The 11,650-nt window shown below is 61.7% G+C and carries 7 protein-coding genes; 3 read left to right on the top strand and 4 right to left on the bottom strand.

From position 1 onward, the window contains the following. Positions 1-57: 57 nt before the first annotated feature. From JQS30_RS14090 to JQS30_RS14075, 4 genes are all read right to left on the bottom strand, one after another. Entirely contained in the window at positions 58-1,857 is a 1,800-nt protein-coding gene (locus tag JQS30_RS14090) for a thioredoxin domain-containing protein (protein WP_213170876.1), read from the bottom strand. A gap of 59 nt (positions 1,858-1,916) precedes the next feature. Continuing rightward, a complete protein-coding gene (locus tag JQS30_RS14085; RefSeq protein ID WP_213170875.1) occupies positions 1,917-2,684 on the bottom strand; it encodes an alpha/beta fold hydrolase in 768 nt (255 codons plus the stop codon). A 111-nt stretch (positions 2,685-2,795) separates the two neighbouring features. Further along, a complete protein-coding gene (locus JQS30_RS14080; protein ID WP_213170874.1) occupies positions 2,796-3,629 on the bottom strand; it encodes a polysaccharide deacetylase family protein in 834 nt (277 codons plus the stop codon). Between the two features lie 373 nt (positions 3,630-4,002). Beyond that, complete coding sequence (locus JQS30_RS14075) at positions 4,003-5,412, bottom strand: UDP-glucose dehydrogenase family protein (protein WP_213170873.1); 1,410 nt, start codon at positions 5,410-5,412, stop codon at positions 4,003-4,005. Between the two features lie 550 nt (positions 5,413-5,962). On the opposite strand from JQS30_RS14075, the gene JQS30_RS14070 reads away from it, so the two are divergent. The 3 genes from JQS30_RS14070 (at position 5,963) to JQS30_RS14060 (ending at position 11,570) form a co-directional block, all read left to right on the top strand. Beyond that, positions 5,963-7,144 (top strand): acyl-CoA dehydrogenase family protein, encoded by a 1,182-nt coding sequence (locus JQS30_RS14070; RefSeq protein WP_213170872.1) that lies wholly within the window; start codon positions 5,963-5,965, stop codon positions 7,142-7,144. A 442-nt stretch (positions 7,145-7,586) separates the two neighbouring features. Continuing rightward, positions 7,587-9,323 carry a CocE/NonD family hydrolase gene (locus JQS30_RS14065; RefSeq protein ID WP_213170871.1) on the top strand — a complete coding sequence of 579 codons (1,737 nt, stop codon included), beginning with the start codon at positions 7,587-7,589 and terminating at the stop codon, positions 9,321-9,323. Positions 9,324-9,788: 465 nt separating this feature from the next. Then, positions 9,789-11,570 carry a CocE/NonD family hydrolase gene (locus JQS30_RS14060; protein ID WP_213170870.1) on the top strand — a complete coding sequence of 594 codons (1,782 nt, stop codon included), beginning with the start codon at positions 9,789-9,791 and terminating at the stop codon, positions 11,568-11,570. Positions 11,571-11,650 lie beyond the last annotated feature (80 nt).

Genomic DNA, 11,650 nt, shown 5'->3' with positions numbered 1-11,650 from the left:
TAAACCGCGAGCCCCGCACTAGCTTCAGTGTGGGGCTCGCGGTTTTCCGTGCCACGACTACGAGGAGGTTTGCAAACGCAGCAGCGTCTCCGCCGCCGAAGCCAATCCCCCCGTGAAGCGTGGATTCGCCGCGATCAACGGCTCGACTCGTTTCACAGCCCTCCACGCGTCGTCTTTATAACTCTCATCCTGGCTAGCCTCATACATGGCCAACAGAGCCTTTGCCATCAACGCCCAGCCCGAAGGTGTCGGACCATCATGGGGGTCCGCCGGACGATTGACCAGCTGCTCCGCATCTGAGGCAGTGTCGAAGAATCCGCCTTCGCCGTCGCTAAAGTACTGCCGAGCCGACGCGATCAGCCGCGAGGCCCGATGCAACCACACCTCGTCCGCGCCCGACCGGTATCGCGCCAAAAACGCCAGCGCCACCGCCCCGTAGTCCTCCAACACACCAGCCGCGTCGGAAACCGCGCCTGCGCGCGACACCCGCAGCAGCCGCCCATCCTCGCTCATATGACGTTGCGCCAGCAACTGCGCGGCCGTCTGGGCCGCCTCGTCGGCGAACGCCGCCGCTTCCAAGTCGTCTTGGTCGATCGCGTAGTCGGTCAAGGCGGTAATGGCCAGCGCATTCCACGCCGCCACCACCTTGTCGTCACGGTGCGGCTGTGGTCGCCCGTCGCGTACCTCCAGCAACCGCTGTCGCACCGTCTCGAACCGGGCGGGGTCATCGGGTTCGGTGAGCCGTCGCAGTACCGAAGTGCCATGTTCGAACGAGGGAACGTGGTCGTTGACGGCGAACAGATCCGCCGCCCACGTGCCGTCCTCCTCGCCCAGTACCTCGATGAGCTGGCGGCGCGTCCACACGTAGGTCAGTCCTTCTTCGCCATCGGTGTCAGCGTCGAAGGCCGCCGCGAACCCGCCCTCATCGGTGGCGAACGCGCTGGCCAAGAACCGGGCGGTTTCCCCGGCGACCCGGCGCGCGATGGGGTCGGACCCCATCCGCACGCACAGGGCCAACAGCTCCGCGTTGTCATACAGCATTTTTTCGAAGTGTGGCACCACCCAAGCCTCGTCGACGCTATAGCGTGCGAAGCCGCCGGCGAGCTGATCGTAGATACCGCCGCGTGCCATACCGTGCAACGACAGTTCGACCACCGAAGCCGAATCCCTCGACCCTGTGCGCTGGTAATGGTCCAGCAGGAAGTTCAAGGCTGGGGTGGTCGGGAACTTCGGGGCGTGTCCGAACCCGCCGTGTTCCCAGTCCGCCGCGGCCACTAGCTCCGCTGCGGCCGAGTCCAGCAGCTGTTCATCGATCGGTGGAGCTGGAGGGCACGGTCCCTCCAGCGGGCAGGCAACCGTCACGTCCGCGAAATCGGGTCCCGCCGAGGAACAGGCCTCGACAATGATGTTGCCTTGCTGGGTAAGCTCGGAACGCTTCGTCGCCCACGCTTCCTTCACGCCGCCCAGCAGGCGCATGAATTGTGGCTTTGGGAAGTACGTGCCCGCGAAAAACGGTGTCCCGTCTGGCAGAGCGAACACAGTCATTGGCCAGCCGCCTTGACCGGTGAGCGCGATGGTGGCCTGCATGTAGATCGCATCGACATCGGGACGTTCCTCCCGGTCAACCTTGATCGGTACCGTGTTCTCGTTGATGATGGCGGCGACCTCGGCGTCTGCGAATGACTCCCGCGCCATCACATGGCACCAGTGACAGGTGGAGTATCCGACTGAGATCAGCAACGGCAGGTCGCGCGTCTGTGCCTGTGCTAGAGCCTCGGCCGACCACGGCCACCAATGGACGGGGTTGTTGGCGTGCTGTTGCAAGTAAGGAGACATGGCCTCGGCGAGTCGGTTCATCTCTCCACCCTAACCTCCATATTTGCCACCGCCGCTTGTTCAGCAGCGCAGCCTGAGGCTCAGGACAGGAAGTGATACAGCAAGAGGTCCGTGACCGCCTCCGGGCGTTCCACGTTGGCCAAGTGAGCGGCCCCGGAGATAACCTCCATCTCCGAGTTCCCGATCCGCGCTAGCAGTGTCTCGGCATCGCTAAGTGTCGTGACCCGGTCGGCGCTGGCTATTGCGACGAGGGTAGGGGCGTCGATGCGGGGCAGATCGGGCCGTAGGTCCAGTTGGGCGATGGCCTCGCAGCAAGCCGCGTAGCCGGGCGGGTCGATGTTGGCCAGCATGTTTTGCGCCTGAGCCACACGGGTGGCGTGAGTGAGCATGAAGCTTTCCGAGAACCAGTACTTCATGGAACGCTCCGCGGTCTCGGCTAGGCCATGGTTGCGGACGGTTTGGGCTTGCGCATACCAGTACTCAGGTGTGGCGATCTGGGCAGCGGTGCAGATGAGGGCGAGTTTCTTGATGCGGTGCGGTTGGTGAATCGCCACGTGCATGCCCAGCGCTCCGCCCAGCGACATTCCGGCGTAATGGGCGCTGTCGATTCCTAGCTCATCGAGGACGGCTAGGACATCAGAGGCGAGGTCGGCAATCGTCCAGTTGCCAGTTTTCTGGATTGATCCTCCGTGTCCACGCAGATCGAAGCGGACGACCCGAAATTTTTCGGTGAGGTCGCCGATGTGCTGATCCCAAATGTCGAGTGTGCATCCCAACGGGTTTCCCAGCACGATCGTGTCAGCGTCGGATCCACGTTGTGATTCGTCGACGGCGTAGTGGGGGAGCATGGTGGGGTCTCTCCTGGGTGTTCAGGTGGTGGCGAAGCTGTCATTGTCGAGGCATGTTCGGGTTAGACATGTTCTCTCACAACGTACGTCGCCAGCACACCGCACGCTCGCTCACAGTTCGGTGAAGTCAAGACCGTGGGAGATCCAATACGGCAGGACCTTGCGAAGGGCCTCGTACATCTCCTCTTGGTTACTGGCTCCGTCGTGGAGAAGCACGATCGAGCCCGGCTCCGTGGCCGCGACCAGATCGTCATAAATGTCGTCACGTTCGTGTTCGACGTCCCAGTCTCGTGGGTCGACGTCCCAGTGGATCGACTCCATACCCATCTGCTCGGAAATGTGTACGACCCGCAGGGTCCAGTTGCCGCCCGCGTGCCGGAAGTAGGGGATTTCGGCATCGGGGACGGCCGCGCGAATGGCGTCGTTGGTTCGTTCCAGGTTCTCGCGGATGACGTTGGGAGATTGCTCGCCAAGATCCATTTCGTGCAACCAACTGTGGTTGCACAGGGTGTGCCCGTCGGCATGAATTTGTGCGACCAGGTCTGGGTGGTTCTCGGCGTATTTGCCAATGAGGCAAAAGGTGGCCTTGATGTCATGTTGGCGCAGCTGTGCGAGAACTTGCGGCGTCCACTCTGGGTGTGGGCCGTCGTCGAAGGTCAAGGCGACGCTGTCGCTCCCGGTGAGCTTGCGGGTGTTGAATATTCCGCCGTATACCTCGTTGAGATCGGGGCGGGGCGGTTCAACCTGGTCGAAGTCATCCTCAGGCTCGTGATCTGGCTGGTCGTCTTCGTCGCTCGGAGTTGGTTCGGCCGGCCTATGGGTAGCGGCAACCTCGGGGTGGTCGGAGCCTGTGCCGTCGCTGGGGGAGCTCGTCAATGGGAGGTTGAACACGAGACCCAGGAGGAGGACCGTCGCGCCCCCGAGGATCAGGAGGCGTCGGTTCATAGATGAAGCGTAGAAGCTCGGGCGGGAATTGAACACCCATGACGGGACCACCTGGGCAATTAATTGTTGTGAGCTTGCCTATTGAGTTGTTTCACAAGGGCGCACATACCAACCTATGTACACCTAGCGCGAACAATTTCCCTGTTGAAATAGCTTAAGTAGCGAGTTGCTGATATTTCGTGACTCTGAATTCACTTAATCGTTCGTTCAGCTCTGCGCGGCCAGGCCAGCTGAGTCGAAAGGGATGAGAGTAATTCTGTGTTATGTCAGTGATTACTGATGAGCGTGGGCTGAAAGGTGCCTGTTCGCGATGATAGGGATACGCCGATGGTGGGGCCGACGCGAAGCGTCGGCCCCACCATCGGCGATGAGGTTATTCGGTGACCGAAAGGTCGTGCCCGACTCCGCGATAGGTCCAGCCATAGGCCACCCAGGTGGCCCCGTCGAGGATGTTCATCCCGTCGAAGACTCGCTGCTTCGATACCTCGGAGGCGACTGCCTCCGGGTTGAGGTTGCGGAACTCCTCCCACGGAGTCAAGATGCACACCGCGTCAGCGTCTTTGAGCGCGTCGGCCAGGCTCTTGACGTAGTTGAGCTCCGGGGCCGCCTTTTCAGCGTTGTCTAGGCCCTTTGGGTCATAGACGGTGACGTCGGCACGCGCGGCGTGTAGTTTGCGGGCGATGTCCAGCGCGGGCGAGTCGCGAATGTCGTCGGTGTCGGCTTTGAACGTCGCCCCCAGGCAGGTGATCTTGATGCCTTCGAGGTTGGGGCCAGCGGGTCCGGCGGGCCGGTCCACCAGCTCCGCGATAGAGCGCACGGCGCGAATCCGACGGCGTGTGTTGATGAGGTCGACTTCGTGCAGGAAGCGGAAGGAGTCGCCCGCTCCCAGCTCTTCGGCGCGCGCGGCCAGTGCTCGCAGGTCCTTGGGTAGGCAGCCTCCGCCGAAGCCGATACCGGCGCGGAGGAACTTATTGCCAATACGCGCGTCATAGCCGATCGCGCGAGCCAGGTCGGTGATGTTGCCGCCGGTGGTCTCGCATAGGTCGGACATCGAGTTGATGAAGGAGATTTTGGTGGAGAGGAACGCGTTGGCGGCGACCTTGACCAGTTCGGCGGTGGCCAGGTCGGTTTCGACCACGGGCACTTCGCGATCTTCGAGCGCGGCTAGGTCCATGACGCCTTTGTGCGCGGCGCGCAGCAGGTTGCGGGCCCATTCGCTTTGCGTGGCGGCGACGATGCGGTTGGGTCGCAGCACGTCGTGCATGGCGTTGGACTCTTGCAGGAACTCAGGAGACCAGCCGACCTCGACGTCGAGCCCAGCGGGGGCGTTGGCGTCGACGATTTCCTGCACCCATGTGGCGGTGCCGACCGGGACGGTCGACTTGCCGACGATGAGGCATTTACGGGTGAGCTTGCGGGCCAGGTCGGAGACGGAGGACTCGATGTAGGAGAGGTCGGCTCCGGCTTCTCCGGGGCGCTGGGGAGTGCCGACGCAGATGAAGTGCACGTCGGCGAAGTCGGCGATTTCGCCGCTGTCGGTGGTGAAGCGCAGACGGCCCGAGTCGAGGTTCTTCTTAAGCAGGTCAGGCAGGCCGGGTTCGTGGAAGGGCACGGTTCCCGATGAGAAGTCTTCGATTTTGTTCTTGTCGATATCGAAGCCGATGACCTCGTAACCGAGCTCGGCGAAACAGATGGCGTAGGTGGCGCCGAGGTAGCCGCAGCCTATGAAGGACAGGCGGGGGCGGGGGGTGGACGTCAAGTGGGAGTCTGTCGAGGTCGTCAAGACGTGTCCCTTTCATTACAAGGAGGTTGTCGGGTCGGCTCAAACTCCGGTTCGGGAAGTCTACGTTGGTGGACGGCCCGGCAGGAGCGTTTCGGCAGCCAACCTGAGTCAGCCTCAAGGTGTGCGGCGGGTTTCGACCGATATAGGCGGGCTGAGGTCAGGATGGATGCGAGAGGCTTCCATGAGACTCCTGCGGCAGGTTTCAAGCTTGACTAGGTGGCTGCCTGCGGGTTCGCAAAGGCGATTCACCTGGGTAAAGCTCCTGACTGCGTGCCTTGTGCTGTGCCCGGTTCTGGTGGGAGTCTTCGTTCCATTATCTCACCCCTTACACGCCCACGTGGTGGGAGCGGTTGCAACAGCGACTCACGCAACCGGTCGATGCCTGCGCGGACGCCATCTGTGATGGAGAATGTGTTCTAGCTAACGTCCGCCCTATGTTACCGGTTGGTAGGATCGGTAGCGATCGAGCAGACACCAACTACGTTGCCTGGACGCGCCCGCCGCCTTGAGCGTCGTGCGCAAGTGGAATCAGGATAAGTATGGGAGCACCATGACCGCGAACAAGGACTTTGACCTCTATCAACTGCCGGAGGACTATACGGTCATTCGGCAGGCAACTCGGGAAGTATGCGATGCCGAGGTGGCTCCACGGGCAACGGAAGCTGACGAGTCGGCGCAGTTCCCGCAAAAATCCTATGAAGCCTTGCGCGCGGCCGATCTACATGCCCCCCACATCCCCGAGCAATATGGCGGTGCGGGGCTCGACGCCTTGGGCACGGCTATCGTGATCGAGGAAATAGCCCGTGCCTGCGCCTCCTCTTCCCTTATTCCAGCGGTCAACAAGCTCGGCACCATGCCGATCATGCTGGGCGGAAGCGAAGAGCTTAAGCAGAAGTACCTGCCAAAAGTCGCCGCTGGCGAGGCGATGTTCTCCTACTGTCTGTCTGAGCCCGAGGCTGGTTCCGACGCGGGATCCATGACGACCAAAGCCGTGCGTGACGGTGAGGAGTGGGTCCTCAACGGGGTCAAGCGCTGGATCACCAACGCTGGAACCTCCGACTACTACACGGTCTTTGCCGTAACCGATCCCGGCAAGGGCAGTAAGGGAATTAGCGCCTTCGTGGTCGAAAAAAACGACCAAGGCGTCAGCTTTGGGGCTCCCGAACACAAATTGGGCATTAAAGCGTCCCCCACCCGCGAGGTGTACTTCGACCAGGTGCGCATCCCCGCCGATCGACTGATCGGGGCCGAGGGTGAGGGATTCAAGCTAGCCATGCGCACGCTCGACCACACGCGGGTCACGATCGCGGCACAGGCGCTGGGCATCGCACAGGGCGCGCTCGACTACGCGGCTGGCTACTCCACCGAGCGGCAGCAGTTCGGCAAGCCAATCTCCTCGTTCCAAGGGCTGCAGTTCAAGATGGCCGACGCGGCCATGAACATCACCGCCGCCCGTCAACTGACCTATGCCGCGGCCGCCAAGTCGGAACGTGGGGACGACGACGTGACATACTTCGGCGCGACTGCCAAGTGCTTTGCCTCCGACACGGCTATGCAAGTCACCGTGGAGGCCGTGCAGATCCTCGGCGGATACGGTTACACCCGTGACTACCCGGTTGAGCGCATGATGCGTGATGCCAAGATCACCCAGATCTACGAGGGCACCAACGAGGTGCAGCGCATCGTCATCGCCCGCCAGCTACTGGGAGCTATCGGGGAGGTCTTCGTCTAACGACGGTTGGCTCTACGGCGCGAATGACGCAAGAGCGCTTTTTCAAAGCCGTACGAGGCGAGACCCATATTGGAAAATGAGCTAAACCCAACGCCGAAGGCGTTGTTTGCGGAAGCCTTAGACCTTGCCGCGCGGTTCGCTGGGTTGTCAAAGAGCCGCCGGTTTCCATAGGTGAGAAGCGGTCGTCCTCTAAAGGGGCGGCCGCTCACCTATTACGCGGCGTGCTCCACAACGCGACGGAAGTGTCCACAGTGATAACTGATTCCCCATTGTTGGCACACAGTAGTCAACCGAGCACCCAGGCGGTATTCAGTGAATTGTGCCCCCGCATCAACGCTGGTATGGCGCTTACCAACCTCGGTATCGTGTTTCTCAAGGAACGACGCATGTCGATTCTTCGATAAGAATCCCGTGGGATACCCCGACCCACATGGAGGAACACATGAAACCCCGGAATCTCAAACGCCTCCTAGCCGCCGCGCTGGCGGGCCCGATCATCATCGCCTCTTCCGCAGTGGCCGCCAACGCCGAAACCACTCCAGAACCAACCCCCTTCGATGATGTCGCAGACATCGAGCCGACCTACGACATCGACAACGCCATCACCGAATTCGTATACGTCCAATCCGACATGGACTCCGATGGCGACGGGCGACCCGACCGCATCGGTGTGGCCATCATGCGCCCGGCCGAAACTGACCACGGCGCGAAAGTTCCCGTCATCGCCCAACCCAGCCCTTACTACAACCTCAGCTCCAGCTCCATGAGCGCACAGAGCGACTTCCACATACCCCTAGCCGACGGATTCGAGCCTCGGCACTTCTCCAGCTGGTACGGAAACTACTTCGTACCACGCGGATACGCCTACATCGAACCAGAAATGCAAGGTACGGCCAGCTCCGAAGGCTGCCCCACCACCGGTGGAGTCGAGGACACCCAAAGCGTCACCGCCGTGGTCGACTGGCTAGCCGGGCGCACCACCGCCACCTACGCCGACGGCACCGAAGCCGTCGCCGACTGGGCCGAGCCAGCCGTGGGCATGATCGGCGGCTCCTATAACGGCACGCTGCCCAACGCCGTGGCCGCCACCGGCATCGAAGAAGTCAAAGCGATCGTCCCGGTCGTCGCCATCTCCAGCTGGTACGACTACACCCGCGCCGAAGGCGTCGGTCTACGTGGCTGGGACCGGGCATACGTACGCTATTTGGCCGACTTCGTCGCCAACCCACGAGCCCGCAGTCTGTGCCAGGACGTGTGGAACCAAATGGTCGCCGACGCCGACGACGCCACACACGACTACAACCGCTTCTGGGACGAACGCAACTACCGCACAGACGCCGACCAAGTCCAAGCCGCAGTACTCCACGTCCACGGCCAGAACGACCACAACGTGAAGACCACCCACACCGGACGCTGGTGGGAGGCGCTGGCCCAGCACGATGTGGACCAGAAGCTGTACCTGCACCCAGGCGCGCACTCCGAGCCGCCGAACACCGGGCCATACCGGCAGCTGGTGCACAACTGGTTTGACCACTTCCTGAAAGGTATTGACAATGGCGTCCTTGATGGACCAGACGTGATCGTCGATCGCGCCTCGGGAACCGACCACTACGACCATTGGCCCAATCCGGCCGGTAGCGACGTCACCTACTACCTGGGCGAAGACGCTCGGGGTGTGGGAACGTTGTCGACCAACCCGTCGTCGTGGGGTACGCATCGAGTGACCGCCAACCCGCCAAACGAGAGCACGATGCTGTCGAACCCGACGCAGCTGCGCAACGACCGAAGGGTCTTCCTGAGCGAACCGATGCGAGGCGCGCAGCAGCTTTCGGGCATTGTGGACATTGATGTGACGTTCTCCTCGGCCACCTCCTCGGCGGCGCTGGGGGCAGTGCTGGTGTCATACGATCCAGCCGGAAACGCCACGTTCATCACCCGCAATGGCGCCGATGGAAAGAACTACCAGTCGTTGTGGAATCAGCAGGCGCTCACACCTGGCGCAACCTATGAGATGAACTTCGAGCTGCAACCGCGCGATGTCATCATCCCCGACGGCCACCGGATAGGCGTCGTCTTGGTGATGAACCACCCCACACTGACCACATTCGACTCGAACTCGCGAACAGTCGACTTCCATTTGGGAGCTAGTGCGCTCAACTTGCACTTGACTCCCGCCTAGACCTCGGAAGCTCGGTATTCACATAGCGGGTATCGATGCCGAGGGCCGCCACGACCATGGCGGCCCTCGGGCCGTGCTCAGGCCACGCAGCGGGCTCATCGCTGAGGTGAAGACGCGACGCGCTAGCCACCCTCGGCGCTCGGGCGTAGCAGGCATTCGATGGCCTGTGAAAGGTATGAAGATCCCCAGTCGAAGTAGCGCCCTGTACAGGGATCACTGGGCTTGCTCTGGAGTCCTGGCGGCAGTTCACAGCGACGTTTTTCGCCCTCCGATACGCCATAATGCATTGATCTTGTGAAGTCAATCAAGTGCTGAATGTGAAGAGTCACAACGTTATTCACTGATTTGTTCTAATTTCTTCTTGAACCACAAAGGACAATTCGGCTACGGTTCGGGGAACGGAGCGACATATGTCGATACTTCACATGAGATCTCGTGGGAACCCCAACCCACTTGGAGGAATACATGAATCCCCGGAAACCCCGAAGGCTTCTGGCCGCCTCCCTGGCCGGAGCCGTCGCCATCACGGGTTGGGCGGCAACCGCAGCCGCCGACCCCAATACCCAAGAAACTCCCGAAGCGCCGTTCGACTTCCTTGACCCCATTCCCGAAGCCGAGTACGACCTCGACGACGCGGTTTGGGAGACGGTCTGGGTCCAAAGCGACTTCGACTCCGACGGAGACGGTGAACTGGACAAGATCGCCGTCGAAATCGTTCGCCCCGCCACCGATGAGGGCGTTAAGGTGCCGGTCATCGCGCAGCCGAGCCCCTATTACGACCTCATTCCGATCCCGGAGCTTTTCTCCCAGGGAGAGGACGGGCGACAGATCCCCATCGACCCCAACACCGTGCCACGCCACTTCATGGACTGGAAGTACACCCATTTTGTGGAGCACGGTTACGCCTACATCGAACCGGAAATGCAGGGGACCGCCCAATCGGACGGTTGCCCCACCACCGGAGGGGTCGAGGACACCCAGAGCATCACCGCCGTGGTCGACTGGCTGGCCGGGCGTACGACCGCCACCTACGAGGACGGCACCGAAGCTGTCGCTGACTGGGCCGAGCCGTCCGTGGGCATGCTCGGTACGTCCTATAACGGCACGCTGCCCAACGCCGTGGCCGCCACTGGCATCGAGGAAGTCAAGGCCATCATTCCGATCGCCGCGATCTCCAGTTGGTACGACTACACCCGCGCCGAAGGCATTGGCCTGCGGTGGTGGGATGACGAATACGTCAGCTACCTGGCTGAGTTCGTCGCCAACGAGAACGCCCGTGAGGTCTGCCGCGATCTGTGGAAGCAAATGGACCTAGACGCCGACGACGTCACGTTCGACTACAACGACTTCTGGGCCGAGCGTGACTACACCACCGACGCCGACCAGGTTCACGCCGCCGTATTGCACGTGCACGGTCAAAACGACCACAACGTTAAGACCACCCATACTGGACGTTGGTGGGAAGCTCTGGGGGAGCACGACGTCGACCAGTCGATGTGGCTATTCCCCGGGGCGCACGCCGACCCCACCACGAACGCGGCCAGCCCGTGGGCGTTGGAAGGGCGCGCGCTGTACCACTCCTGGTTTGACCACTACCTCAAAGGCGTTGACAACGGTGTTGCCGAGGCACCGAGCGTGATAGTCACTCGTGACGCCGACACCGCCGATTTCTATGAGGACTGGCCGAACCCCAACGGAGAGCACCAGCAGCTCTACTTGGGAGAGGACGCCGATGGCTTTGGAACTCTCAGTGGTGACGACTCGTCCACGGGCGTACACACTGTCAGCGGTGATGTGCCCGACTACGACACGATCGTGGTCGATCCGGGTACGCAGATTGACGAACGCGCCGTGTTCTTGACCGATCCGGTCGAGGGCGACCAGCACCTGTCAGGCATTGTTGACCTGGACCTCACCTTCACCTCCTCCAGTAGTTCGACGGCGCTCTCAGCAGTGCTGGTGCACTACTACCCAGGCGAAGGTCTGGTCACGTTCATCACCCACGCTGGTGCTGACGCTAAGAATCATGAATCGCTGTGGGCCGAGGAGGCACTGGTTCCCGGCCAGGAATACACGATGAATATTCCGCTGGAGCCGCGCGACGTCATCATCCCCGACGGCAACCGGATCGGCCTGGCCTTGGTCACGAACCACCCGACCATGACCACGCATGACCCGCTCTCGGATGTCGTGGACTTCCACTTGGGCGACAGCGTGTTGAACCTGCACCTGACCCCGGTCTCTTAACCGGAATCGCGCTAAACGAGCACAGTCCTGCGGGACAATGAATATAGACAGTGTGGCCGCCACAGTTTCCGTGGTGGCCA

The organism is Natronoglycomyces albus, assembly GCF_016925535.1.
Classification (GTDB): Bacteria; Actinomycetota; Actinomycetes; order Mycobacteriales; family Micromonosporaceae; genus Natronoglycomyces; species Natronoglycomyces albus.
Note: the sequence above shows the minus strand (reverse complement) of the source record. Positions and strands in the feature narration are given on the sequence as shown.

What these genes read in the sequence shown, in the direction of transcription:
- JQS30_RS14090 (WP_213170876.1), bottom strand. Translation starts at nt 1,857, where the DNA reads ATGAACCGACTCGCCGAGGCCATGTCTCCTTACTTGCAACAGCACGCC.
- JQS30_RS14085 (WP_213170875.1), bottom strand. Translation starts at nt 2,684, where the DNA reads ATGCTCCCCCACTACGCCGTCGACGAATCACAACGTGGATCCGACGCT.
- JQS30_RS14080 (WP_213170874.1), bottom strand. Translation starts at nt 3,629, where the DNA reads ATGAACCGACGCCTCCTGATCCTCGGGGGCGCGACGGTCCTCCTCCTG.
- JQS30_RS14070 (WP_213170872.1), top strand. Translation starts at nt 5,963, where the DNA reads ATGACCGCGAACAAGGACTTTGACCTCTATCAACTGCCGGAGGACTAT.
- JQS30_RS14065 (WP_213170871.1), top strand. Translation starts at nt 7,587, where the DNA reads ATGAAACCCCGGAATCTCAAACGCCTCCTAGCCGCCGCGCTGGCGGGC.
- JQS30_RS14060 (WP_213170870.1), top strand. Translation starts at nt 9,789, where the DNA reads ATGAATCCCCGGAAACCCCGAAGGCTTCTGGCCGCCTCCCTGGCCGGA.